The organism is Pseudomonas iranensis (genome assembly GCF_014268585.2).
GTDB classification, from domain to species: domain Bacteria; phylum Pseudomonadota; class Gammaproteobacteria; order Pseudomonadales; family Pseudomonadaceae; genus Aquipseudomonas; species Aquipseudomonas iranensis.
Genome location: NZ_CP077092.1, coordinates 419,500 through 443,265, shown reverse-complemented (window position 1 = coordinate 443,265; position 23,766 = coordinate 419,500). Strand labels below are relative to the sequence as shown.

Sequence of the window (23,766 nt, the reverse complement as noted above, 5' to 3'; positions counted from 1 at the left end):
TCCGTTGAGGCATTCCCACGCAGAGCGCGGGAACGATCAATGTGGGAGCGAGCCAGCTCGCGAAGAGGCCCGATCAGACGCCGACGATATCCGGACCTTTGATGGTCTGGCTGCGCTGCCCACTCACCCCTACTGGCACCTCGCCCTTGAGCGTCACCCGGCGCACCACGCGATCCTGGGTGCCGTAATCATCAATCGCGTAATGCTGCGTCGAGCGGTTGTCCCAGATCGCCACATCACCGGCCTGCCAGCGCCAGCGCACAGTGTTTTCCTGGCGGATCACATGGCTCTGCAGCAAGCCGAACAAGTGTGCCGAATCGGCCTGTGAATAACCTTTGATGCGTTTGACGAAATGCCCCAGCAGCAAGCTCTTCTCGCCGCTGATCGGGTGCACGCGCACCACCGGGTGCTCGGTTTCGTAGACAGTCGAGGTGAAGACTTTGCGATAGCGCTCCAGCTTCTCTGCCGAGACGTCCGGCTTCGCACCGGCGTAGTCGTACTCGTTGCTGTGCACAGCGGTCAGTTTGTCGGCCAGCTCACGCAGCTCGCTCGGCAAGCCGCTGTATGCCGTTGCGGTGTTGGCCCACAGCGTATCGCCGCCGAAGGCCGGGGCGACCACCGAGCGCAGGATCGAGGCTTTCGGGTAGGCGTCGACGAAGGTTACGTCGGTGTGCCAGGAGTTGGCGCGCTGACCTTCGGCGCCGTCCAGCTCGAGCAGGTAACGGGTGCCTTCGCGCGATGGCACGGTCGGGTGTGCCACCGGTTCGCCAAGCAGATGGGCGAAGGCTTCCTGACGCTGATCGTCGAGCTGCGTCTGCTCGCGGAAGAACAGCACTTTGTATTCGACCAAGGCTTGCTGGATGGCTTCGACAGTGGCGGCGTCCAGCTCACCGGACAGATGCACGCCGCGGATTTCGGCACCGATACGTCCGGCTACCGGGTGAATTTCCAGCGCGTGAGAAACGGGTTTTACGGCGAGTGCAGCATTGCTCATGGGAAGACCCTCATCGACGGTTTGCGGTTTTGGCGGCAGCGAAACAACGCTCTATCTATATTCCATTTATATCTAATAGATATTCACATGCTTCGTTGACGGAATAAGAGCTTGCATTTAAAACCTCAAGCAACCCTTGTCGCAAATGCCTTCGAGCTATTTTTAGGATGCCGGAAAAGCATATGGATCTTCGCCAGTTGCGCTACTTCATCGCCCTCAACGAACACCGCAGTTTTGTCCGTGCGGCCGACGCCATGGGCATCACTCAACCGGCGTTCAGCCGCAGCATTCAGGGGCTGGAGCAGGAGTTCGGTTGCGTGCTGGTCGATCGCGGCAACAAGGATCTGCGCCCCACGCCCGAGGGCCAGGTGGTGCTGCAACACGCCTTGAGCCTGGTGCAGGGCGCAGCGTTGCTCAGCGCTGAAGTGACGCAAATGACCAAGCTCGACGCCGGCGAAGTGCATTTTGGTTGCGGGCCGGCGCCAGCGGTGAAACTGGTGCCGGACGCGGTGGCGCAATTCATCAATGCGCACCCGAAAGTGCGCACCTGTTTTCAGGTTGATAACTGGGAAAAACTGAGCCGCGCGCTGAGCCGCGAAGAGATCGAATTCTTCATCGCCGACATCCGTCATTTCGAGTCCGATCCGAATTTCCAGACGCAACCGCTGACGCCCAAGCGCGGGGTATTTTTCTGCCGGCCGGGGCATCCGTTGCTGGCCAAGGAAAGCCTGTCGACCAACGACATGTTCGACTACCCGCTGGCCGCCACCCTGATCCCGCCGGGCATTCGCAAGCTGCTGGCGAATCTCAGCGGGCGCATCGATTTCTCGCCGACCATCGAGACCGAGCACTTTCCGGCACTGGTCAAAGTGGTGCTGCAATCCAATGCAATCGGCGTCGGCACGGAGGAGGCGTTTATTGAGGATGTCGCCAAGGGTTCGCTGGTGCTGTTGCACTGGCGCAACCTGCCGCAGAACCTCGAAAGCATGAACGCCCGCTGCGGCATCGTCAGCCGCACCGGATTCCGGTTGTCGCCGGCGGCGAGGGCAATGATCGAGACGTTGGTCGCGGTGGATCGGCAGGACGTCAGCGTCGCCGTCTGAAAAACCTTCGTGGCACACGCCGATCGTTCCCACGCTCTGCGTGGGAATGAAACCCGTGACGCTCTGCGTCACAAAGGACGCGGAGCGTCCTCGGCTGCATTCCCACGCGGAGCGTGGGAACGATCTGGAAAGACGCTGGAGATCTAAAGCCTGGCTGCAGAAAGCTCTGGCGCCACCCAATCGCTGACCTTGAACGGCTTGCGAATCAGCTTCTGCTCCGCCGCCAGGTCAACCTTGTCCTGCAGGCCGCTCAAGAACACCGGATCCAGTGTCGACGGGAAAATCTCGCTGAGATTCTGATCCTTCAGATCCTGAGCCAGAATCACCGGCGGATAACTGGCCAGCCCTGATACCAGCTGCACATAGGCGTCCTTGTTGCTGTCCTGCGTCAGCCACTCGACCGCTTGCTGCTGCGCCTTGAGCAGTTTCGCAATGACCTCAGGATGGGCGTCCACAAACTTGCCATTACCCAGCAACACCGCCTGCACGCTGCCAGCGCCGCCGAGGTCCTTGGTGTTGAGCGGCAATTCCGCCAGGCCTTTGGCTTGCAAGGCACTCAGCGCGGAGCTGCCCCACGAGGCATCGATCTGCTTGGCCGCGAGTGCCGAAACCGCCGCGTTGAAATCCAGATTGATGACCTTCAGATCCTTCTCGCTCAGGCCCTGACTGGCGAGCGCCGCATCGAACGACAGCTGCGTCGCCGTCCCGCGAAAGATCGCCACGCGTTTGCCCTTGAGATCCTGCAGGGTCTTGATCCCCGAGCCGGGCACCACGCCGAGGTATTGCTTGACCCCACGCGCCGTGGCGCTGAGCAGGCGCGTGTCCAGACCATTGGATTTGCCGATGATCGCGGCCAGATCGCCGAGATAAGCCAGATCAACCTGGCCGTTGGCAAACGCCTCATTGATCACCGGCCCGGCGCCCTTGAAGAAACTCCACTGGATCTTGATGCCCTGCTCGGCGAATGCCTTTTCGAAGATCTGCTGATCGCGCAGCACATCGACGATACCGCCGCCGCTGTGTTGAGTGCCGGCGCTGAGGTCGGGCACGGCGATGCGGATTTCCTTGAGTTCTTCGGCTTGGGCGCCAAGCGCAAGAAAGCCTGCAAGCGCCGGGGCGGCCAGCAGGCTGATGATTCGTTTGAAGGGAAAGTTCATGGGTGCGGCTCCTTGATCGCTGAGGAGCCGAAAGTAGGCTGGATGCCCACCTTCACTTAAATACTATAAATGCACATTTTTATATCCATATGAGCTAAGCGAGGGCGTGTGCGGTTTGCAGCGCGATATGCATTAACAGCATCGAAAATATTTTTCGAATGCATTGGATGCGTCAGGGCTGTAAGCCTTAAATGGCTTCGCTTATCTCCAAATTGATATTTTAATCGCCGGCTTATAACTATTTTAGTGTGGCTAATACCGCTAAAGATCGCAGCCTTCGGCAGCTCCTACAGGGGATTGCGATTCATGTAGGAGCTGCCGAAGGCTGCGATCTTCTGGTCTTGACTCGATCTTGATCCAACCCGACAACGGAGGTCACCCATGGCCCGTCAATCTCTGCTCAGCCTGCCGCTGGCCGCGCCGCCGCTGAAAAGCCGTCGCACCTGGCCGAGCCTGAATCAACGCCTGTTGCCCTGGCTGTTGCCCGTCAGCCTGTTCGTCCTGTGGTGGCTGGCCGCGCGCAATCAGTGGATGAGCGAGCAGATCCTGCCGGCGCCATCGCTGGTGTGGAGCAGCGCTGTGGAACTGGCCCAAGGCGAGTTGTGGAGTCATTTGTGGATCAGCCTGCAACGGTTGTTCTGGGGCTTGTTGGCAGGCGTTTCGACCGGCGCGGTGCTTGGCGCCGCACTGGGCTTCAGTCGACGTCTGGAGCGCCTGGTTTTTCCGACATTCGCCGGATTGGCGCAGGTGCCGACGCTGGCGTGGATTCCGCTGTTCATGGTGTTTTTCGGCATCGGCGAACTGCTGAAACTGGTGGTGCTGATCAAGGCCATTGTGGTGCCGGTGACCTTGCACACACTGGTTGGTGTGCGCGATGCACAACCGAAACTGCGCGAAGCCGCCGCCGTGTTGCGCCTGCCGCCGCGCTTGCTGATTTGGCGCCTGGTGCTTCCCGCTGCGCTGCCGGCGTTCATGGCCGGCGTGCGCCTGGCACTCGCCGCCGGCTGGACCTCGTTGCTGGCGGTCGAGCTGCTGGCCTCCAGCGAAGGCATCGGCTATCTGATGGTCTGGGCGCGGCAGTTGTTCATGCTCGACATCGTGTTCGTGTGCATCGTGGTGATCGGTCTGATCGGCGTGGCGATGGATCGCGGCATCGGCCTGCTCGACCGCAAACTGGTGCACTGGCCGCACCCGGCCACCGCGCACATCACACGCGGCCCGCGCTATCAAAGCTGGCAACGCCTGCAACCGTGGCTGTTGCCGCTGGGCTTGTTGGCGCTCTGGCAACACGCCAATGATCAGCAGTGGGTCGACGCGAATATTCTGATCAGCCCTGCGGCTGTGCTGAGCACGACATGGGACGGACTGCTCGACGGTACGCTGGTCAACGGCATGGCGCTGAGCCTGAGCCGCACCCTGGGCGGCTTGCTGATCGGTGGCGGCCTCGGTTTCGCCCTGGGCTTGCTCCTCGGCCTGTCACGTCTCAGCGAACGCCTGCTCGGCCCGACACTCGCCGCACTGCGGCAGATCGCGATTTTCGCCTGGGTGCCACTGCTCACCGCGTGGTTCGGTCTCGGCGAACTGGCCAAGTGGGTGTTCGTCGCTCTCGCCGCCTTCTTCCCGCTGTTCATCGCCACCCAGCGCAGCGTCGCCAACCTCTCGCCGCAACTCAACGAAGCCGCGCAAGTGCTGCGCCTCGGCCTCGGCCAGCGCCTGCGTCGACTGGTCCTGCCCGGTGCTGCGCCGGGGATCTTCGCCGGGCTGCGATTGAGCCTGATCTACGCCTGGCTCGGCACCATCGGCGCTGAATATTTCATGCCGTCCAATGGCGGCATCGGCAGCCAGATGATCGGCGCGCAGCAGCTGCTGCGCATGGATCTGATCATGGCCGGCATGCTGCTGGTCGGCCTCACCGGCGCCCTGCTCAACCTGATCGGCCAACGCCTGGAAATTCGCGCGACCCGCTGGAGACACGCATGAACGCACCGATTGTCAGCTTCAACCACGTAGGCAAATCCTTCGCCGTCAACGGTTTCGAACTGGAGGCGATCCGCGAATTCAACCTGGACATTGCCGAGGGCGAGTTCGTCGCCATCGTCGGCTCCAGCGGCTGCGGCAAATCCACTTTGCTGCGTTTGCTGGTCGGCCTCGACACCGAGTTTCGCGGGCAGATCAGTGTCGATGGCAAGGCCGTCAGCGGCATCGGCGGCGAGCGCGGTATCGTCTTTCAGGAACATCGTCTGTTTCCGTGGCTGACAGTCGCCGACAACATCGGCCTGGGCCTGGTCAATGAACCGCTGAGCGGAGCGCAGAAGCAACAACGCATCAAAGACTTTATCGAGCTGGTCGGCCTCAGCGATTTCACCCAGGCCTATCCGCATCAACTTTCCGGCGGCATGGCGCAGCGCGTGGCGATTGCTCGCGGCCTCGTCGCCAGCCCGCGAATCCTGTTGCTCGACGAACCCTTCGGCGCCCTCGACGCACTGACCCGCCAGCAAATGCAGGACGAACTGCTGGCAATCCGCGAACGGGCACAGATCACCACGATTCTGGTGACCCACGATGTCGAGGAAGCGATTTTTCTGGCCGACCGCGTGGTGGTGATGGAGCCGCGTCCGGGGCGGATCAAGCAAGTGGTCGACATCGCCCTGCCGCACCCGCGCCAGCGCAGCAGTTACGACTTTCATCAGCTGCGCGAAGAACTGCTGCACGAGCTGACCAGTGATGACCATTACCAACCGAGCGCACCGGTGCAGATCCGCGATCTGCCGCTGACGTTCATTGCCTGCTGAACAGGAGTTTCGCGATGCCGCAACGTCCCAACTTTCTAGTGATTCTGGCCGACGACCTGGGCTTTTCCGACATCGGTGCGTTCGGCGGCGAAATCGCTACGCCGAACCTCGATGCGCTGGCCGAGAACGGCCTGCGCCTGACCGATTTCCACACCGCACCGACCTGCTCGCCGACGCGCTCGATGTTGCTGACCGGCACCGATCACCACATCGCCGGCATCGGCACCATGGCCGAAGCGCTGACCCCGGACCTGATCGGCAAACCCGGCTACGAAGGCTACCTCAACGACCGCGTCGTCGCCCTGCCCGAGCTGCTGCGCGAGGCCGGTTATCAAACCTTGATGAGCGGCAAATGGCACCTCGGCCTGAAGGCTGAACTGGCGCCCCATGCACGCGGCTTCGAGCGCTCGTTTTCGCTGCTGCCGGGCGCCGCAAACCACTATGGGTTCGAGCCGACCTACGATGAGCAAACCCCCGGGCTGCTGAAATCCACCCCGGCGCTGTACATCGAAGACGATCAGTTTCTCGCCGAGTTGCCGAAGGATTTCTATTCCTCCGATGCCTTCGGCGACAAGCTGCTGCAGTACCTCAAGGAACGCGATCAGACCCGGCCGTTCTTCGCTTACCTGCCCTTCTCCGCGCCGCACTGGCCGCTGCAGGCACCGGCCGAGATCGTCGAGAAATACCGTGGCCGTTATGACGCCGGCCCGCAAGTGCTGCGCCTCGAACGCCTGGAAAAACTCAAGGCGCTGGGCCTGATCGACGCGGACGTCGAGCCGCACCCGCTGATTCAGCTCAGCGCGCAGTGGGACGCCTTGAGCGATGAGCAAAAGCAGATTTCCGCACGAGCCATGGAGGTCTACGCGGCGATGGTCGAGCGCATGGACTGGAACATCGGCCGGGTCGTCGATTACCTGCGCCAGCAAGGCCAGCTCGACAACACCTTCATCCTGTTCATGTCCGACAACGGTGCCGAAGGCGCGCTGCTGGAAGCGTTCCCCAAGTTCGGCCCGGAGCTGATGACCTACCTCAACCAGCATTACGACAACAGCCTCGACAACATCGGCCGGGCCAATTCCTACGTCTGGTACGGGCCGAACTGGGCGCAAGTGGCAACCGCGCCGTCACGCTTGTTCAAGGCTTTCACCACCGAGGGCGGGATCCGCGTGCCGGCGCTGCTGCACTATCCGCAACTGCCGCTCAAAGGGCGGATCAGCCATGGTTTCGGCACGGTGATGGATATCACCCCGACCATTCTCGATCTGGCTGGCGTGCGGCATCCGGGCAAACAGTGGAAAGGCAAAGCGGTGGCGCCACTGCGCGGTAAATCATGGCTGGGCTTCCTGTCCGGCGAGACCGCGCAGGTGCATGACGAACACACCGTGACAGGGTGGGAATTGTTCGGACGCCGGGCGATTCGCCAGGGCTCGTGGAAAGCCGTGTGGATTCCCGGACCGGTCGGGCCGGCGACCTGGCAGCTTTATGATCTGGCGAGCGATCCGGGGGAGATTCATGATCTGGCGTTGAGTCAGCCGCAGAAACTCACTGACTTGATCGGGCATTGGCAGCGGTATGTGGAAGAGACCGGAGTAATCCTCAGTGCTTCGCCGTTTCAGCCGGATTGAAGCAAGATCAAAAGCCCCCCTCACCCCAGCCCTCTCCCAGAGGGAGAGGGAGCCGACCGAGTTGTCTGCCGTCAAACATCGACCTGCGAAATCCAGGTCGATTATGGATTCACTGGCACTCTTTCACGTCGGTGTAGCTCTTCAATATCCCTCGGTCAGTCCCCTCTCCCTTGGGAGAGGGTTAGGGTGAGGGGCATCTGTCAGGCCTCCACCGCTTCCCCGGACACCACTTCCTCATCTTTGCGCACAAACCGGTTCGCCCGTCCAAACGTGCCGAAATCATTAAAGCGCACGCCCATCTCGCGCATCACCTTGTGCGCCACCGGCACGGTCATCTGGCGAATGTAAAACGGCTCCTTGACCACGAAGTGATGAATCCCGTGACTGCTGCCGAAGTTGAAGCAGAACGCTTGCAACGGCCACAGCCACCACGGGTTCAGCACCTGGCATTGCTGCAGCACATTGCCCGGTTCGACGTCGCCGTAGTAATGCATGTTCGAGCTGATGAAGTGCAGGCAGAAAGTGCGCAGCACGTTGGGGCCGATGATCACCACGGCGGCGATATCAATCACCTGCATCACCGAGAGCGTGGTGGCCGACCACTCGATTGGCGAGCCCAGCAAATAGGCGATGCCATTGGCCCCGTGAAAGCCGAGAAACACGTACCACGCGCCCCAATGCAGCAGCGCCAGCGGTGCGTAGACCTTGAGCACGCGTTTGCCGATGCTCCACTTGTGTGCCCAGGTCTTGGCGCGGAGCAGGCGGATAAACGCCGACATCAGGTTGTCGCCGACCATCAGCAGACGGGCAAAACCCCACGGCTCGCCGTTGGTGATTGCGCGCTCTTCCATGTCGGCTTCAGTGCCGGAAACCTTGTGATGGTTGAGGTGCAGGTGGCGACGGATCCACGGGTTGATTGTGCTCGGCCGCGCCAGCCAGACCAGGCCCATCATCAGGTTGTGCGGTACGCGCTGTTTGCGGAAGTACATGCTGTGGATCAGGTCGTGTTCCAGCTCATGGGTCAGCGAGGCGAAAAACCCGTTGAGCAGCAGGCACACCCACCAAGCCATATGGCCAGTGATGTACAGCGCCGCCGAGCCGATCATCCCGGCCAGCGCGAACGCCAGAATCGCCGCACCGAGGGCATCCTGATGCTGAAGAATCGGGTAGCGCTCACGCAATTGCGCACCTTTGGCCAGCACCACCTGGCGAATATGTGCCGAGCGCTGCGCCGCATTCAGTCGTTCAGGGCTTGCAGAAGTACCGTCCATGCTTCCATCCTCGGGTCTAAGATGAATGCATCGTGCCTTGCCGGGGTTCGATCCGCGCTAGCCAAGAACGCCAACCTGTTGACCGGACGCGCCAATCCGCATGAAGGAACCGACCTCCCTCGCCAGCTGGACCCGCGCCTTGCGCAAACAACTTGACGCGCTCGGGCTGGACAGCCTTGCCTTGTGCCAACAGGCCGGGCTCGACCCAGCGCTGATGGACGACCCAAACGCGCGCTATCCGCTGTCCGGCACCACGCGCTTGTGGGCACTCGCCGTGCAGGCCAGCGGCGACCCGGCGCTGGGCTTGCGCGTGTCGCGTTTCGTCAGCCCGACCACCTTCCACGCGCTCGGTTATGCACTGGTGGCCAGCGGCAGCTTGCGCGAGGTGTTCGAGCGCATCGTGCGCTATCACCCGGTGGTCAGCGATGCGCTGGAACTGGAGCTCAGCCGCAGCGAAGACCGCTATCAATTCCGCCTGAAAATTCCGCCCGGCAACCCGGCGCCGGCCGTCGAAGCCATCGACGCCTTCGCGGCGATCTACGTGCGTACCTGCCGCAATCGCCTCGGCCGTGACTACGCACCGCTGGCGGTGTACTTGCGCCGCCCCGAACCGAGCGATGCCCAGCAATGGCACAAAGTCTTCCGCGCGCCGGTGCATTTTTGCGCCGCCGAAGACCGCCTGGAATTCGCCCTCAGCGACTTCGACAGCCACCTCGACGACGCCAACCCGGAACTGGCCGAACACAACGAAGCCGTACTCAAACGCACCCTCGCCCAGCTCAAACCGCTGACCTGGGAGCGCAAGGTGCGCGATGCCATTGAAGAACAACTGCCCGACGGCGAACCGAGCGCCGAACGCATCGCCCAGGCCTTGCACCTGAGCCTGCGCAGCCTGCAGCGGCATCTGGCGGATGAGGGCTGTCGCTTCGACACCCTGCTCAACGAAAGCCGTGAAAATCTGGCGCTGCTGCACCTGCGTGACCCGCAGTGTTCCTTGAGTGAAGTCAGCTATCTGCTGGGATTCGCCGACACCAGCAGCTTCAGCCGCGCGTTCAAGCGCTGGACCGGGATGACGCCGGGGCAGTTTCGCGATGGGTTGCGTTGAGCTGAAATCACCATTGTTTGATCCGGCGCCATGGCGAGCAGGCTCGCTGCCACGGTTGGAATGCGTTCCCCTGTGGGAGCGAGCCTGCTCGCGAAGAGGCCGTCAGACCACCACAAACCCCAGCTCAAAAACAGTGCCGTCGGCGTCACTCCTCACCCGCACCCGCCCGCCATGCAATTGCATGATCGACTGCACGATCGCCAAACCCAGCCCACCCGAATCTCCCGGTTCCGCACGTGAAGGATCGACGCGGTAGAAACGGTCGAACAGTTTGCCCAGATGCTCTGGCGCGATGACCGGGCCGTGGTTGTGCACTTGCAGCCAGCACATACCCGGTTCATCGAAGCGTTGCAGGCTGATCAGGGTGCCGGGGTCGGCGTGGCGTACGGCGTTGGCCAGCAGGTTGCCGAGGGCGCGTTGCAGCAGTTGCTGGTCGGCGAGCAATTCGCCGTGCATGCGGTTTTGCAGTTGCAGGTCGCGGTCATCGGCGAGGGCTTCGAAGTAATCGCAGAGCTCGTCGCCGACGTTGCGCAAGTCCAGCGTGTGCAGATTGAGCGCACGTTCGGCCTGTTCGGCGCGGGCGAGGAACATCAGGTTCTCGGCCATGCGCTTGAGCCGTTCGAACTCTTCCATGTTCGAGGCCAGCACTTCCTGATATTCGGCCGTGCTGCGCGGATGGTTCAGGGCCTGGCCGTTGCTGGCCAGCAAGGTGTGCAGCGGCGTGCGGATTTCGTGGGCAAGGTCGGCGGAGAACTGCGACAGGCGCTGCACGCTGTCGTCCAGCCGCGCCAGCATGGTGTTGAGCGCGTGCACCGGTTCGCGCAGTTCGCTCGGCGTGCCCTCGGTGGGCAGGCGTCGATCGAGGCTGCGCAGATCGATACTGCGCACCGCTTCGCTCAACTGATGCAAGGGCTGCAAGCCACGCCGCAGCAACAGCAGGCCCAGAGCAAACGCGAGCACCGCGCCGAGGCCGACGGACAGATACAGACGCAGGCGATAACTGCCGAGCATCTGCTCGCGCTCGCTGAGCACTTTGCCGGCGATCACCGTCAGGGTTTCACCGTTGGGGCCTTGGGCCTGGCCGGACAGCAAGGCCAGCTCGGCGCCGTCACTGGCCTGCCAGGTGAGCACGTCACGGCGCTGCGGAATTTGCTCTCGCGCTAATGCATTGAGCGCCGGCAATTCACGTTGGCGCGGGTTGATCGCGATCACGCTGGAACCGTCGGCCCGGCGCACCAGCAACAGACTGTCGAGATTGCCGAGCATGTTCTGATACAGCCGTGGCCGTGCCTGCAAGGCGTCGAGGCTGTCGCTGTCGGCGAGCAAGGCGCGCACTTGCTCGAGGCGACCGAGCAAGGCCATGTCGTCACGAAAGGCCAGTTCCGAGGCCAGCGAGCGGTAGAGAAACACGCCGATTGCGCTCAGCACCAGCGCGCAGACCATGGCGAAGGCCAGCGCCAATCGCCAGGCGATCGACTTACTCCACATCGTCCGGCGCTTCCAGTTGATAACCGACGCCACGCACGGTGTGGATAAGTTTCGGCATGTACGGGTCATCGACCTTGGCACGCAGGCGACGCACGGCGACCTCGACCATGTTGGTGTCGCTGTCGAAATTCAGGTTCCACACCTGCGAGGCAATCAGCGTGCGCGAAAGCACTTCGCCCTCGCGGCTGGCGAGCAGCTGCAACAGGGCGAATTCCTTGTTGGTCAGGGCAATGCGCTGGCCGCCGCGACTGACCCGGCGGCGCAGTACGTCGATTTCCAGGTCGGCGATGCTGTACGACTCGGCTTCGCGCATCGGCCCGCGCCGCAGCAGCGTGCGCACGCGCGCGAGCAACTCGGCGAAGGCGAAGGGTTTGAGCAGGTAGTCATCGGCGCCCAGCTCAAGACCACGGACGCGGTCTTCGATGGCGTCCTTGGCGGTGAGAAACAGCACCGGTGTGGCGCCGCGCTGGCGGATCAGCTGGAGCAATTGCCAGCCGTTTAGACCGGGCAGCATCACGTCGAGGATGATCAGGTCGTATTCCTGCTGCTCGATAAAATAGCGGCCGTCGAGGCCATTGAGCGCCACGTCCACGGCGAATCCCGACTCGCCCAGGCCCTTGGCGAGGAAATTCGCGGTTTTGGCTTCATCTTCTACGACCAGCAAACGCATGGCACACCTCGATTGATCAGGTACACAGGCTAGGCGTGTTCGCCGCCGTTGCCCATTACAAACTTGTAATCCGCCTGACGGGGTTCTGACGAAGTGCGCCGGTTAAGGTGCAGACCTTCTCAATCGGAGCCTGCACATGACCGTCAAATACCTTGTTGCCAGCCTGATCCTCGGCCTCAGCGGCGTAGCGAGCGCCACGCCAGAACTGCCGCGCCACGCCGATCTCGACCTGAAAACCGCACGCTGGCTGGCGGACAAGGCGATGAGCAGTTGCACCGGCACGGTGTCGGTACTCGACCGTGGCGGCAACCTGCTGGTGACTCTGCGTGGTGACGGGGTTGGCCCGCACAACACCGCCGCCAGCCAGCGCAAGGCCTACACCGCGCTGTCGACCAAGACGCCGACGCGGCTGTTCGCCGAGCGCGCCCGCAGCAATCCGGAAACCGCCAACCTCAACACCCTCGATGAATTGCTCTTGCTCGGCGGCGGCATTCCGCTGTTCGCCGGCAGCGAACTGGTCGGCGCCATGGGCGTGGCCGGTTCCGGCGGCGGTGAACAAGATGAAAACTGCGCCCGCGCCGCCGCCGACAAAGCCGGCCTGAGCATCACCCGTTCCCACTAAGGAGATCCACCATGACCACCCTGCGCATGACCCTCGCCGCGCTCGGCCTGAGCGCTGTTTCCAGCCTGGCGCTGGCCGCCGGCAATCCGCTGAGCGTGCACGTGCTCAACCTGGAAAACGGCCTGCCGTCACCGGGCATCAACGTAACCCTGGAAAAACACGTCGGCGAAAACTGGCAACCACTGGCCCAAGGCACCACCAACGAGCAAGGGCGGATCGCCGAGCTGTTCCCGGCCAAACAGCCATTCGAAGCCGGTGAATACCGCGTGGTGTTCAAGACCGGCGAGTACTACCAGAAGATCAAGCACGAGACGTTCTTCCCGGAAATTCCGGTGATCTTCCAGGTCAAGCAGACTGATCAGCACTACCACATCCCGCTGCTGCTGAGCCCGTACGGTTTCTCGACCTATCGCGGTTCGTAAAATAAACACAGATCCTTTGTTGGAACTGGTTTCTGTGGCGAGGGGATTTATGCCCGTTGGACTGCGCAGCGGTCCCATTTTTTCAGGGCCGCTGCGCGCGCCAGCGGGGATCAATCCCCTCGCCACAGGTGCCAGTTCCGACATTGGATCGGCGTGAGTTTTTAGATCGTGGCCAGGGCACGCAGTCTTGCGGCATCGAGGATTTCGATCTCGCCGTAGGCCAACCCGATAATCCCCTGCCCCTGCAGATCCTTGAGGATCTGATTGGTGGTCTGCCGCGACAGCGACAGCATCGCCGCCAACTGCTCCTGCGGCAGTTGCAGCACCCGACGCGGTGCGTCGAGTTCGCCATAGCCTTCGGCGATCATCAGCAAGCGATGCGCCAGACGCGCCGGGGCGGGCAGCAGGCTCAGCTGTTCGAGACTGATGAAGGCCAGGCGCAATTTGTGGCTCATCAACAGCGCCAGATGCCGCCAATACTGCGGCTGTTCGTCGAGCAATTTGAGCAACGCCGCCTGGGGAATATTCAACAAGGTACACGGCCCGACCGCATAGGCGTCATGGGTGCGTGGCTGACCGTCGAACAGGCAGATTTCGCCGAACCAGTGCGGCGCCTCCACCAGACTCAACAACGCCTCCTTGCCCTGCTCGCTCACCGCGCCAATGCGCACGGCGCCATCGAGCACCGCGTACAGACCGCACGGTGCATCGCCACGCTGGAACAGCCGTTGCCCCGCCGTCAGCCGCCGCTCTCGGGCCAGCGCCAGCAGGCTATCCTGAAAAGATGCAGGCAGATGGCTGAACCACTGGCCGTTGAGCAACCGTGCACGAATTTGCATAACCACTCCTGGAGTGTCGCCTGCCCGACAGAGCGAACGCGGATCCCGAGGGATGATGCATTCAACCCCACTGGAGGAACAACAATGAAAAGCCTCGTCGACCACCTCAGTCAATACGCCGCCTACCACCGCGACCCGCGCAACATCGCCAGCCACTTTATCGGCATTCCGCTGATCGTGGTGGCGGTGGCTGTGCTGCTGTCTCGGCCGCAGTGGGCGCTGGGCGGGTTGTGGATATCTCCAGCCGTTTTAGTGGCGCTGGCCTCGGCGTGGTTTTACCTGCGTCTGGAGTTGAAGTTCGGCGTGTTGATGACAGTACTGATGGGCCTGTCGGTGTGGACCGGACATGCACTGGCGCAACATAGCACCATGGTCTGGCTGAGCAGCGGCCTGGCGATGTTCGTGATCGGCTGGGTGATCCAGTTTGTCGGGCATCACTATGAAGGGCGCAAACCGGCATTTGTCGATGACATCAGCGGGCTGATTGTCGGGCCGTTGTTTGTCGTGGCCGAGCTGGCGTTCTTGCTCGGGCTGCGGCAGGAATTGAAACAAGAGATCGAGTTGCGGGCGGGGGTGGTGCGGGTCAATCCGAATCGCGCTGCTGTCTAGATCGTATTCGCGAGCAGGCTCGCTCCCACATTTGGAATGAGTTTTCCCTGTGGGAGCGAGCCTGCTCGCGAAGCTTTTGCCTTTAAATATTGGCGACTTTCTGCCAGACCTTCGGCTTGAAGAACAAGGTCTCACCCTTGGCCAGACCGATCAGGCTGTCGTGATCCTTGACCACTTCCGCTTCGATCAGATCGGTCTGCCCTTCCACCTTCAGTGTCACCCGCGTCGTCGCACCCAATGGGCGGATATCACGCACTTCAGCGGCATGGTGATCTTCCAGCTCATGCCTGGACAACGACACTTCGTGCGGGCGGAACAGCACATGGTTGTCATCGCTCAGCAGCAAGCGGTTCGAGTCGCCGAGGAAGTGATAAACAAAGTCGCTGGCCGGGTTTTCGTAGACGTCGCCCGGTGAGCCGATCTGCTCGATCACGCCTTTGTCCATCACCACGATACGATCGGCGACTTCCATCGCTTCTTCCTGGTCGTGGGTCACGAACACCGACGTCAGGTTGATATCTTCGTGCAGCCGCGCCAACCAGCGCCGCAGTTCCTTGCGCACCTTGGCATCGAGGGCGCCGAAAGGCTCGTCGAGCAGCAACACTTTCGGTTCCACCGCCAGGGCTCGGGCCAACGCGATGCGCTGACGCTGGCCACCGGACAACTGCTCCGGGTAGCGATCCGACAGCCAGTCCAGTTGCACCATGTTCAACAGTTCATGAACCTTGGCCGCGATCTGGCTCTCGCTCGGGCGCTGGTTTTTCGGTTTCATGCGCAGGCCGAACGCGACGTTGTCGAACACCGTCATGTGGCGGAACAAGGCGTAATGCTGGAACACGAAACCGACGTTGCGATCACGCACGTCGTGGCCGGAGACGTCTTCACCGTGAAAGACGATGCTGCCCTGATCCGGAGTTTCCAGACCGGCAATAATGCGCAGCAAAGTGGTCTTGCCGCAGCCCGACGGGCCAAGCAGCGCGACCAGCTCACCGCTCTGGATGTCCAGGCTGATGTTGTCCAGCGCCTTGAACGCATTGAAATTCTTGCTGACGTTACGCACTTCGATCGACATGAATTATTCCTCCGCGGCGCTGGCGCGCAGGCGGTTGATACGGTTTTCGCTCCACTGCTTGAGCAGCAGGATGAAGAGCGCCAGGATCAGCAACAGGCTCGCCACAGCGAACGCGGCCACGTGGTTGTATTCGTTGTAGAGGATCTCGACGTGCAGCGGCAAGGTGTTGGTCACCCCGCGAATGTGCCCGGAAACCACCGACACCGCACCGAATTCACCCATGGCCCGCGCCGTACACAGCACCACGCCGTAAATCAGGCCCCACTTGATGTTCGGCACGGTGACGTGCCAGAACATCTGCCAGCCGTTGGCACCGAGCAGGCGCGCGGCTTCCTCTTCCTGCGTGCCTTGTTCCTGCATTAGCGGGATCAGTTCACGGGCCACGAACGGCACGGTGACAAAAATCGTCGCCAGCACGATGCCCGGCAGGGCGAAGACGATCTGGATGTCGTGATCCTGCAACCACGGCCCGAACAGGCCCTGCGCACCGAACATCAGCACGTAGACCAGACCGGCAATTACCGGCGACACCGAGAACGGCAAGTCGATCAGCGTGACCAGCATGCTCTTGCCACGGAACGAGTATTTGCTCACGCACCACGCGGCGCTGACACCGAACACCAGGTTCAGCGGCACCGAAATCAACACGGCGAACACGGTGAGCTTCAGTGCCGACAGTGCGTCCGGTTCAAAAATCGCGGTGAAGAACGCGCCGAGACCGTTTTTCAGACCTTGCGATACGACGATGAACAACGGCAGCAGCAGAAACAGGAAAAAGATCAGCCAGCCAAGACCGATCAGGACTCTGCGCGAAGTGGCGCTGCCACGGCGCGCAGCGTTGGCCGAAGAGGCGGCCGCAATGGACGATTGGGACATGTTCGCGCCTCCTTATGGGGTTTCGATGCGCCGCTGCAGCAAGTTGATCAGCAGCAACAGTATGAAGGAGACCACCAGCATCAGTACGCCAATGGCGGTAGCGCCGGTGTAATCGTACTGGTCGAGTTTGACCATGATCAGCAGCGGCAGGATCTCGGTTTTCATCGGCATGTTGCCGGCAATGAAAATCACCGAACCGTACTCACCGACGCCACGCGCGAACGCCAGCGCAAAACCGGTCAGCCAGGCGGGCAGCAAGGCCGGAACCAGAATGTGGCGAAATACCTGCCATGGCTTGGCACCCAGGCACGCCGCCGCTTCTTCGACTTCACGGGGAATATCGGCCAGCACCGGTTGCACCGTGCGCACCACGAACGGCAGCGTGACGAAGGTCAGCGCGAGGGTGATGCCCAGCGGGGTGTAGGCGATCTTGAAACCGAGGTCAGCGGCAAATTGCCCGACCAGCCCGGCCGGCGCGTACAGCGCCGTCAGCGCGATACCGGCCACGGCTGTCGGCAGGGCGAACGGCAGATCGATCATCGCGTCGATCACCTTGCGCCCGGGGAAGGTGTAGCGCACCAGCACCCAGGCCAGCAATGTGCCGATGATGCCGTTGATGATCGCCGCGCACAGCGCGGTGCCGAAGCTCAGCTTCAACGCCGCCAGCACCCGCGGTGCGGAGATGATCGTCCAGAACTGATCCCAGGTCAGCTGGGCGGCGTGGACGAACATCGCCGCCAGCGGGATAAGCACAATCAGACTGAGGTACACCAAGGTGTAACCCAGCGTCAGCCCGAAGCCGGGTATGACGGGGGAGATACGACGCGACATAAAAGTCCCTGGTTAAAAGCATTCCGCTGAACGCATCAATGTGGGAGCGAGCCCTGTGGCGAGGGGATTTATCCCCGTTGGGCAGCGTAGCTGCCCCAAAACCATCGCATGCGGTGTATCTGGTTTGTCGCAATTGCTGATTTTGGGGCTACTGCGTAGCCCAACGGGGATAAATCCCCTCGCCACAAGAGTTCACTCCCTCAGTTTGCAAGTCAGATTACTGCGCCTGATAAATCTGGTCGAACACGCCGCCGTCGTTGAAGAATTTCGGCTGCGCGGATTTCCAGCCGCCGAAGTCCTTGTCGATGGTCACCAGCTCCAGTTTCGGGAACTGCTGGGCGTACTTGGCCGCTACGTCCTTGTCACGTGGACGATAGAAGTTTTTCGCGGCGATTTCCTGGCCGGCCGGGCTGTACAGATGCTTGAGGTAGGCTTCGGCGATCTGCGCGTTGCCCTTCTTCTCGGCATTCTTGTCGACCACCGCCACTGGCGGTTCGGCGAGGATCGACAGCGACGGCACGACGATATCGAACTTGTCTGCGCCGCCGTCTTCTTTCAGCGCCAGGAATGCTTCGTTCTCCCAGGCTAGCAACACGTCGCCCTGACCGTTGTTGACGAAGGTAATGGTCGAACCACGGGCGCCGGTATCGAGGATCGGCACGTGCTTGAACAGAGTCTGTACGTATTCCTTCGCCTTGGCTTCGTCACCACCGTTGGCTTTCAGGCCATAGGCCCAAGCGGCGAGGAAGTTCCAGCGCGCGCCACCCGAAGTTTTCGGGTTCGGCGTGATCACCGAAACGTCGTTCTTGACCAGATCGCCCCAGTCCTTGATGCCTTTCGGGTTGCCCTTGCGCACCAGAAACACGATGGTCGAGGTGTACGGCGTGCTCGCTTCCGGCAGACGCTTCTGCCAGTCGGCGGGCAGGCTCTTGCCGAGCTTGGCGATTTCATCGATGTCACCGGCCAGGGCCAGGGTCACCACATCAGCCCGCAGACCGTCGATTACCGCACGGCCCTGCTTGCCCGAACCGCCATGGGACTGCTGGATTTTCACCGTGTCGCCGGCATGATCCTGCTGCCAGAACTTGATGAATTCGGCGTTGTATTCCTGATACAGCTCGCGCGTCGGGTCATACGACACGTTGAGCAGCTCGTAATCCTTGGCAACGGCGGAACCGGCAAACACGGCACTGGCCAGCGCGGCCAAAGCATAACGGCGAATCGACGACATGGTGAAAGCTCCTGGAATTCCTGGTGGTGGCTTTTTCTTATGTATTGCTGAAATCGGTCCCGTTTCAAAGATCGCCGCCTTCGCCAGCTCCTGCACACAGCCCCCTGTAGGAGCTGCCGCAGGCTGCGATCTTTTTATTTCAGCCCGGTTGTTTACCGGGTTGCTGCAAACGAAATTTCTCTTTGCGTTCGATCTGTACCACTTGCGCGTTGTGCACAGTGATCTCCACCGCGCCGAACCGCAGATCGCGCAGGGCGCTCTGGATTTCCCGCAAGATGGTGCTTTCGTCCTGACCGTCAACGCTGCGAAGGGATGCGCTCATGGTGCTGCTCCTTTGAAGGGGGTTTGCCTGGCAGTGGGCGGCACTGCGTTCGGCGTGGGAGCAATATAAGAGAGGCATGGATATTCTTAAAAAGACTATTTAAGAATGTTTATATAACCAGAAAATAATATGAGGAAGGGCAAGGGGTTTGCGCTGATTTGAACTCGTCAAGAGAACTTGTGGCGAGGGGATTTATCCCCGTTGGACTGCGTAGCAGTCCCATTTCTTGGGGCCGCTACGCGACCCAAGGGGGATAAATCCCCTCACCACAAGGTCGGTGTTAACCATATAAGACCTATTCAGCCAATCAATGGCGTTTTCGCCCAATCAAGCCGATCCGCAGACACCGGCCGCCCAAACCAGTAGCCCTGCCCCAGATCGCATTCCTGCGCCAACAGAAATATTGCCTGCTCAGCCTGCTCGATCCCCTCGGCATGCACCTGCATACCCATGCTCCGCGCCAGCGCGATGATCACCCGGACAATCGCCACGTCATCCTCATCCCACGGCAACCCTGCGACGAAGCCCTGATCGATCTTGAGTTTCTGCACCGGCAGGCGCTTGAGCCGCAGCAACGACGAATAGCCGGTGCCGAAATCATCGATGGCCAGACGCACACCCAGCTCGCGCAAGCGATGCATCTGTTCCAGCGCCACTTCCGGATCATCCATCACCGCGCTTTCGGTAACTTCCAGCTCCAGATACGCCGGATCCAGCCCCGTGTCGTGCAGCACCTGCGCCACCTGCTGGTAAAGCTTACGTCGGGCAAACAGCCGCGACGAAACATTCACCGCGACGAACGCCAGCACCACACCGCTCTGCTGCCATTGGCACATCTGTCGGCAGGCCTGCTGCATCACCCAGGCATCGATCTCGGCGATCAGCCCGGTGCGCTCGGCAATCGGAATGAACTCCGCCGGCGACACCAGCCCGCGCTGCGGATGCTGCCAGCGCACCAGTGCCTCGACGCCGATCAGACGGCTGCTTTGCAGGTCATGCACCGGTTGGTAGTAGACGCGCAGCTCTTCCTGCTCCAGTGCACGGCGCAGCTCGAAGGCGATTTCGACCCGTTGCTGGGCGTGGGCGGTGAGCTCTTCGGTGTACAGCGCGTAGCCATTGCGCCCGCTGCTTTTGGCCTTGAACAGCGCACTGTCGGCATTGCGCAACAACTGCTCGGCGCTGAGGGCATCGCTGGGAAACAGGCTGATGCCGATGCTCGCGTTGATGAACAGTTGATTGCCATCTACCAGCACCGGCTCCTTCAACGCGTCCAGAGTCCGTTGCGCCAGCGCGGCGGCCTGGGCCGGCTGTGGACAACTTTCCGCGAGCACCGCGAACTCGTCACCGCCGAGCCTTGCGAGGGTGATGCCGGGGCCGAACAATGCCTGCAACCGCGTCGCCACCGCTTTGAGCAACCGATCGCCGACGTTATGCCCGAGGCTGTCGTTGATCATCTTGAAATGATCCAGATCGAGCATCAGCAGCGCGCAGCCACGCTTGTGTGTCTGCGCGGAAGACAACGCCTGCTCGGCGCGGTCGCTGAAAAGCAGGCGATTGGGCAGATCGGTCAACGGATCGTGATGCGCCAGGTGTTTGAGCTCGGACTCGGAATCCTTGATCGCACTGATGTCGGAGAACACCGCCACGTAATGGCTGAGCCGGCCGAAATCATCGTGAATCACCCGAATGGTCTGCCACTGTGGATAAATCTCGCCGGTCTTGCGCCGGTTCCAGATCTCACCGCTCCATTCACTTTCAGCCTCAAGGGTGGCGAACATCGCCTGATAGAAGCCCGGCGGATGATGGCCGGACTTGAACAGACTGGGCTGCTGGCCGATGACTTCGTCGCGCCGATAACCGGTGATCTGGATAAAGGCGCGGTTGACGTGGACGATCAGGCCCCGGTGATCGGTAACCAGCACGCCTTCGCGGGTGCAATCGAACACGGCGGCCGCCTGACGCAGACGCTCACGGTCGCTGTGGCGCTCGCGCAGGCGGGCACCGATGCCGAGAAACCGACACAGCCGCGCCCGCGCGAGAAAAATCAGCCCGGCACTGATCGCTGCCAGCAAATAACCGTTGATCAGTTGCCAGCGGGCCAGCGCACTGGAGTCATCGAAGAATCTGCTTAATAAATGATCAGAAACCTGCAGCCATACGGCGGCGAGTACGAGGTAGAGCAGCGCTGCACGCAAGGCATCGCGGTAAGTCGCAGACATTCGGTCGTCCATGTCCCTACAAAAAGGTTGGAATTATAGGTGAAGAAACATTCAGCGACTTCTTATCTGAAAGGGCGACTGGTTTTATCTGTGTGCTTAGTGATAATGCAACGGCTGTTTTTATCTTTATCGAGGGCCCTATAGCCTATGTGGTACGAAGGTTTTCTTGGCTTGTCGGCCTGGTCACTGGTCGCGGTCACCCTGCTGATGACCCATGTGACGATTGTTGCCGTCACGGTCTATCTGCACCGTTACTCGGCCCACCGCTCGCTCGAGCTGAATGCGGGTCTCAAGCACTTTTTCCGTTTCTGGCTGTGGCTGACCACGGCGCAGAACACCCGCGAGTGGACCGCCATCCACCGTAAACACCACGCCAAATGCGAAACCGAAGATGACCCGCACAGCCCGGTCATCAAGGGCTTGTCCACGGTGCTGCGCACCGGCGCCGAGCTGTATCGCAGCGAAGCGCAGAACCCGGAAACCCTGCGCATCTACGGCAAGAACTGCCCGGAAGACTGGATCGAACGCAACGTCTACAGCCGCTATCCGCTGCTGGGCGTGGCGATCATGGGCGTGATCGACCTGCTGCTGTTCGGCACCATCGGCATCACCATCTGGGCGATCCAGATGATGTGGATTCCGGTGTGGGCCGCTGGCGTGATCAACGGTCTGGGCCATGCTGTCGGCTACCGCAACTTCGAATGCCGTGACGCGGCGACCAATCTGGTGCCGTGGGGCATCCTGATCGGCGGCGAAGAGCTGCACAACAACCATCACACCTACCCCAACTCCGCCAAGCTGTCGGTGAAGAAGTGGGAATTCGACCTCGGCTGGGCGTGGATCAAGGTCTTCTGCTTCCTGCGTCTGGCCAAGGTGCAGCGGGTCGCACCGATTGCCCACCGCGTCGAGGGCAAGGGCAGCCTGGACATGGACACCGCCATGGCGATCCTCAACAACCGCTTCCAGATCATGGCCCAGTACCGCAAATTGGTGATCGGCCCGCTGGTCAAGCAAGAGCTGGCCAAGGTCGATCATTCGGTGCGCCACCAGTTCCACCGGGCCAAACGCCTGCTGTCGCGGGAAACCAGCCTGCTGGAAGATCGTCATCACCTGCGCATCCAGACCATGCTCGAACACAGCCAGGCGTTGAAAGTCATTTACGAAAAACGCCTGGCTTTGCAGCAGATCTGGGTCAAGACCAGCTCCAATGGCCACGACATGCTCGCCGCCATCAAGGAATGGATTCACGAGGCCGAGGCCAGTGGCATCCAGTCGTTGCGTGACTTTGCTGATCAGCTGAAAACCTACTCGCTGCGTCCTGCGACTGCCTGACCTGCAACGAGGCTGTGATCTCGAAGATCGCAGCCTCGTTACACACGTCGCCTCCTTAACCCCGCCGCCCGGCGGGACTCGGTAATGGCCGGGAACTTCGCCGAAAATCCTCTATCTCAAAGACACTTCGCCACTCCGGCGGGTTGTCCTGTGGCCGTTGTCGATATTGCGGCGCGCCCTTTGAGATTTGTGCCGATGGTCAACAACAACCAGAAAGACACAACCTTCACCCAATGGCCCGAGGCCGCGCAAACGCTGATGGCGCTGATGCATGCGCAGGGCGAAGTCGCGCGCCTGAGCGAGCGCGAACAATTGATCAGTTCGCTGCTGGTCAGCGTCAACGCCGTGCTCTGGGCTTTCAACTGGGAAACCCGGCAGGTGCTGTACGTCAGTCCGGCCTATGAGCGGATCTTCGGCCGTTCCGCCGCGCTTGTGCTGGCTGACTACAACCAGTGGCGTGACAGCATTTACCCCGATGATCTGGAGTACGCTGAACAAAGCCTTGCCGAAGTCCTGCACCGAGGTGCGGTGGAAGATCGCGAGTACCGCATCATCGCGGCCGATGGCCAGGTGCGCTGGCTCAGCGACAAATGCTTTATCAATCGCCAGGACGAGCCCGGGCAGCCGGTGATCATCGTCGGCATCGCCGAAGACATCACCGACAAAAAACACATGGAAACCGAGCTGCAACGCTTGGCCACCACCGATGTGCTGACGCAAAGCAGCAACCGCCGCCACTTCTTCGAATGCGCCCACCGCGAGTTCGCCGAGGCGCGGCGCCAAGGCACACCGCTGGCCTTCCTGCTGCTGGACATCGACGATTTCAAAGTGATCAACGACAGCTACGGCCACCCCGAAGGCGACAATGTGCTGCAACGGATCGCCGAATGCGGGCGCGGCTCATTGCGCCGTGGCGACCTGTTCGGGCGGATTGGCGGTGAGGAGTTCGCCGCGGTGTTTCCCGGCTGCGCGCCGGAGATGGCCGTGCAAGTGGCGGAGCGCCTGCAACAGGAGATCCAGCGACTGCGCTTCAACCACGACGGCCAAGCATTCAGCATCACCGTAAGCCAGGGCCTGACCAACCTCACCGACGAAGACAAGAGCCTGGACAGCCTGTTCGCCCGCGCGGATGCCGCGATGTACGAGGCGAAACGGCAGGGCAAAAACCGGATCATTGCGGTCTGAC

At 61.3% G+C, this 23,766-nt stretch carries 22 protein-coding genes; 10 read left to right on the top strand and 12 right to left on the bottom strand.

The features are described from left to right. Positions 1-73: 73 nt before the first annotated feature. Positions 74-994, bottom strand: coding sequence for a TauD/TfdA dioxygenase family protein (locus tag HU724_RS01955; protein ID WP_024011146.1), 921 nt, complete (start codon positions 992-994; stop codon positions 74-76). 182 nt (positions 995-1,176) lie between these two features. Here HU724_RS01955 and HU724_RS01950 point away from each other — a divergent pair, with 182 nt between their 5' ends. Beyond that, complete coding sequence (locus HU724_RS01950; RefSeq protein WP_038860809.1) at positions 1,177-2,097, top strand: LysR family transcriptional regulator; 921 nt, start codon at positions 1,177-1,179, stop codon at positions 2,095-2,097. A 143-nt stretch (positions 2,098-2,240) separates the two neighbouring features. On the opposite strand, the gene HU724_RS01945 is transcribed toward HU724_RS01950, so the two are convergent. After that, positions 2,241-3,254 (bottom strand): ABC transporter substrate-binding protein, encoded by a 1,014-nt coding sequence (locus tag HU724_RS01945; RefSeq protein ID WP_186568490.1) that lies wholly within the window; start codon positions 3,252-3,254, stop codon positions 2,241-2,243. Positions 3,255-3,635: 381 nt separating this feature from the next. On the opposite strand from HU724_RS01945, the gene HU724_RS01940 reads away from it, so the two are divergent. Genes HU724_RS01940 through HU724_RS01930 form a run of 3 tightly spaced genes read left to right on the top strand, consistent with a single transcriptional unit; the run spans position 3,636 to position 7,671 of the window. After that, positions 3,636-5,234: an ABC transporter permease gene (locus HU724_RS01940; RefSeq protein ID WP_186568488.1), complete on the top strand. Its 1,599-nt coding sequence runs from the start codon at positions 3,636-3,638 to the stop codon at positions 5,232-5,234. Further along, a complete protein-coding gene (locus HU724_RS01935; RefSeq protein WP_186568487.1) occupies positions 5,231-6,046 on the top strand; it encodes an ABC transporter ATP-binding protein in 816 nt (271 codons plus the stop codon). The genes HU724_RS01940 and HU724_RS01935 overlap by 4 nt, the downstream gene beginning before the upstream one ends. A 14-nt stretch (positions 6,047-6,060) precedes the next feature. Next, the gene (locus tag HU724_RS01930) at positions 6,061-7,671 is read left to right on the top strand and encodes an arylsulfatase (protein ID WP_186568485.1); all 1,611 of its coding nucleotides are present in this window, start codon (positions 6,061-6,063) and stop codon (positions 7,669-7,671) included. Positions 7,672-7,871: 200 nt separating this feature from the next. Here HU724_RS01930 and HU724_RS01925 read toward each other — a convergent pair whose 3' ends face one another. Continuing rightward, positions 7,872-8,942, bottom strand: coding sequence for a fatty acid desaturase (locus HU724_RS01925; RefSeq protein ID WP_186568483.1), 1,071 nt, complete (start codon positions 8,940-8,942; stop codon positions 7,872-7,874). A 100-nt stretch (positions 8,943-9,042) separates the two neighbouring features. Here HU724_RS01925 and HU724_RS01920 point away from each other — a divergent pair, with 100 nt between their 5' ends. Then, the gene (locus tag HU724_RS01920) at positions 9,043-10,047 is read left to right on the top strand and encodes an AraC family transcriptional regulator (RefSeq protein WP_186568481.1); all 1,005 of its coding nucleotides are present in this window, start codon (positions 9,043-9,045) and stop codon (positions 10,045-10,047) included. Positions 10,048-10,149: 102 nt separating this feature from the next. Here HU724_RS01920 and HU724_RS01915 read toward each other — a convergent pair whose 3' ends face one another. Both HU724_RS01915 and HU724_RS01910 read right to left on the bottom strand, forming a co-directional pair. Further along, entirely contained in the window at positions 10,150-11,535 is a 1,386-nt protein-coding gene (locus HU724_RS01915; RefSeq protein WP_186568480.1) for a heavy metal sensor histidine kinase, read from the bottom strand. Beyond that, positions 11,525-12,205 carry a heavy metal response regulator transcription factor gene (locus HU724_RS01910; RefSeq protein WP_186568479.1) on the bottom strand — a complete coding sequence of 227 codons (681 nt, stop codon included), beginning with the start codon at positions 12,203-12,205 and terminating at the stop codon, positions 11,525-11,527. Before HU724_RS01910 ends, HU724_RS01915 begins: the two co-directional genes overlap by 11 nt. A 136-nt stretch (positions 12,206-12,341) precedes the next feature. Here HU724_RS01910 and HU724_RS01905 point away from each other — a divergent pair, with 136 nt between their 5' ends. Further along, a complete protein-coding gene (locus HU724_RS01905; protein ID WP_039756342.1) occupies positions 12,342-12,827 on the top strand; it encodes a GlcG/HbpS family heme-binding protein in 486 nt (161 codons plus the stop codon). An 11-nt stretch (positions 12,828-12,838) separates the two neighbouring features. Further along, positions 12,839-13,249, top strand: coding sequence for a hydroxyisourate hydrolase (gene uraH / locus HU724_RS01900; RefSeq protein WP_042610175.1), 411 nt, complete (start codon positions 12,839-12,841; stop codon positions 13,247-13,249). A gap of 161 nt (positions 13,250-13,410) precedes the next feature. On the opposite strand, the gene HU724_RS01895 is transcribed toward uraH, so the two are convergent. Continuing rightward, positions 13,411-14,088, bottom strand: a complete 678-nt coding sequence (locus HU724_RS01895) for a Crp/Fnr family transcriptional regulator (RefSeq protein WP_186568477.1) — start codon at positions 14,086-14,088, stop codon at positions 13,411-13,413. A gap of 84 nt (positions 14,089-14,172) precedes the next feature. Here HU724_RS01895 and HU724_RS01890 point away from each other — a divergent pair, with 84 nt between their 5' ends. After that, the gene (locus HU724_RS01890) at positions 14,173-14,697 is read left to right on the top strand and encodes an Mpo1 family 2-hydroxy fatty acid dioxygenase (RefSeq protein WP_186568475.1); all 525 of its coding nucleotides are present in this window, start codon (positions 14,173-14,175) and stop codon (positions 14,695-14,697) included. Between the two features lie 82 nt (positions 14,698-14,779). Here HU724_RS01890 and HU724_RS01885 read toward each other — a convergent pair whose 3' ends face one another. From HU724_RS01885 to dibA, 6 genes are all read right to left on the bottom strand, one after another. Beyond that, positions 14,780-15,769 carry a sulfate/molybdate ABC transporter ATP-binding protein gene (locus HU724_RS01885; RefSeq protein ID WP_186568473.1) on the bottom strand — a complete coding sequence of 330 codons (990 nt, stop codon included), beginning with the start codon at positions 15,767-15,769 and terminating at the stop codon, positions 14,780-14,782. 3 nt (positions 15,770-15,772) lie between these two features. Next, positions 15,773-16,645: a sulfate ABC transporter permease subunit CysW gene (cysW, locus tag HU724_RS01880; protein WP_041477435.1), complete on the bottom strand. Its 873-nt coding sequence runs from the start codon at positions 16,643-16,645 to the stop codon at positions 15,773-15,775. Between the two features lie 12 nt (positions 16,646-16,657). Next, the gene (gene cysT, locus HU724_RS01875) at positions 16,658-17,476 is read right to left on the bottom strand and encodes a sulfate ABC transporter permease subunit CysT (protein ID WP_016772245.1); all 819 of its coding nucleotides are present in this window, start codon (positions 17,474-17,476) and stop codon (positions 16,658-16,660) included. A gap of 217 nt (positions 17,477-17,693) precedes the next feature. Next, complete coding sequence (locus HU724_RS01870; protein ID WP_024011134.1) at positions 17,694-18,707, bottom strand: sulfate ABC transporter substrate-binding protein; 1,014 nt, start codon at positions 18,705-18,707, stop codon at positions 17,694-17,696. Positions 18,708-18,846: 139 nt separating this feature from the next. Continuing rightward, positions 18,847-19,029, bottom strand: coding sequence for a sulfur starvation response protein OscA (oscA, locus tag HU724_RS01865; RefSeq protein ID WP_007917682.1), 183 nt, complete (start codon positions 19,027-19,029; stop codon positions 18,847-18,849). 299 nt (positions 19,030-19,328) lie between these two features. Continuing rightward, positions 19,329-21,248 (bottom strand): phosphodiesterase DibA, encoded by a 1,920-nt coding sequence (dibA, locus tag HU724_RS01860; protein ID WP_186568471.1) that lies wholly within the window; start codon positions 21,246-21,248, stop codon positions 19,329-19,331. Positions 21,249-21,395: 147 nt separating this feature from the next. On the opposite strand from dibA, the gene desA reads away from it, so the two are divergent. Further along, entirely contained in the window at positions 21,396-22,580 is a 1,185-nt protein-coding gene (gene desA / locus HU724_RS01855) for a delta-9 fatty acid desaturase DesA (protein ID WP_122508377.1), read from the top strand. Positions 22,581-22,775: 195 nt separating this feature from the next. Continuing rightward, positions 22,776-23,765, top strand: coding sequence for a GGDEF domain-containing protein (locus tag HU724_RS01850; RefSeq protein WP_186568469.1), 990 nt, complete (start codon positions 22,776-22,778; stop codon positions 23,763-23,765). The last annotated feature ends 1 nt before the right edge of the window (position 23,766 follow it).

Bases quoted from the DNA above. Each gene is read 5' to 3' on its own strand.
- HU724_RS01955 (WP_024011146.1), bottom strand. From the start codon at position 994: ATGAGCAATGCTGCACTCGCCGTAAAACCCGTTTCTCACGCGCTGGAA.
- HU724_RS01950 (WP_038860809.1), top strand. From the start codon at position 1,177: ATGGATCTTCGCCAGTTGCGCTACTTCATCGCCCTCAACGAACACCGC.
- HU724_RS01945 (WP_186568490.1), bottom strand. From the start codon at position 3,254: ATGAACTTTCCCTTCAAACGAATCATCAGCCTGCTGGCCGCCCCGGCG.
- HU724_RS01940 (WP_186568488.1), top strand. From the start codon at position 3,636: ATGGCCCGTCAATCTCTGCTCAGCCTGCCGCTGGCCGCGCCGCCGCTG.
- HU724_RS01935 (WP_186568487.1), top strand. From the start codon at position 5,231: ATGAACGCACCGATTGTCAGCTTCAACCACGTAGGCAAATCCTTCGCC.
- HU724_RS01930 (WP_186568485.1), top strand. From the start codon at position 6,061: ATGCCGCAACGTCCCAACTTTCTAGTGATTCTGGCCGACGACCTGGGC.
- HU724_RS01925 (WP_186568483.1), bottom strand. From the start codon at position 8,942: ATGGACGGTACTTCTGCAAGCCCTGAACGACTGAATGCGGCGCAGCGC.
- HU724_RS01920 (WP_186568481.1), top strand. From the start codon at position 9,043: ATGAAGGAACCGACCTCCCTCGCCAGCTGGACCCGCGCCTTGCGCAAA.
- HU724_RS01915 (WP_186568480.1), bottom strand. From the start codon at position 11,535: ATGTGGAGTAAGTCGATCGCCTGGCGATTGGCGCTGGCCTTCGCCATG.
- HU724_RS01910 (WP_186568479.1), bottom strand. From the start codon at position 12,205: ATGCGTTTGCTGGTCGTAGAAGATGAAGCCAAAACCGCGAATTTCCTC.
- HU724_RS01905 (WP_039756342.1), top strand. From the start codon at position 12,342: ATGACCGTCAAATACCTTGTTGCCAGCCTGATCCTCGGCCTCAGCGGC.
- uraH (WP_042610175.1), top strand. From the start codon at position 12,839: ATGACCACCCTGCGCATGACCCTCGCCGCGCTCGGCCTGAGCGCTGTT.
- HU724_RS01895 (WP_186568477.1), bottom strand. From the start codon at position 14,088: ATGCAAATTCGTGCACGGTTGCTCAACGGCCAGTGGTTCAGCCATCTG.
- HU724_RS01890 (WP_186568475.1), top strand. From the start codon at position 14,173: ATGAAAAGCCTCGTCGACCACCTCAGTCAATACGCCGCCTACCACCGC.
- HU724_RS01885 (WP_186568473.1), bottom strand. From the start codon at position 15,769: ATGTCGATCGAAGTGCGTAACGTCAGCAAGAATTTCAATGCGTTCAAG.
- cysW (WP_041477435.1), bottom strand. From the start codon at position 16,645: ATGTCCCAATCGTCCATTGCGGCCGCCTCTTCGGCCAACGCTGCGCGC.
- cysT (WP_016772245.1), bottom strand. From the start codon at position 17,476: ATGTCGCGTCGTATCTCCCCCGTCATACCCGGCTTCGGGCTGACGCTG.
- HU724_RS01870 (WP_024011134.1), bottom strand. From the start codon at position 18,707: ATGTCGTCGATTCGCCGTTATGCTTTGGCCGCGCTGGCCAGTGCCGTG.
- oscA (WP_007917682.1), bottom strand. From the start codon at position 19,029: ATGAGCGCATCCCTTCGCAGCGTTGACGGTCAGGACGAAAGCACCATC.
- dibA (WP_186568471.1), bottom strand. From the start codon at position 21,248: ATGTCTGCGACTTACCGCGATGCCTTGCGTGCAGCGCTGCTCTACCTC.
- desA (WP_122508377.1), top strand. From the start codon at position 21,396: ATGTGGTACGAAGGTTTTCTTGGCTTGTCGGCCTGGTCACTGGTCGCG.
- HU724_RS01850 (WP_186568469.1), top strand. From the start codon at position 22,776: ATGGTCAACAACAACCAGAAAGACACAACCTTCACCCAATGGCCCGAG.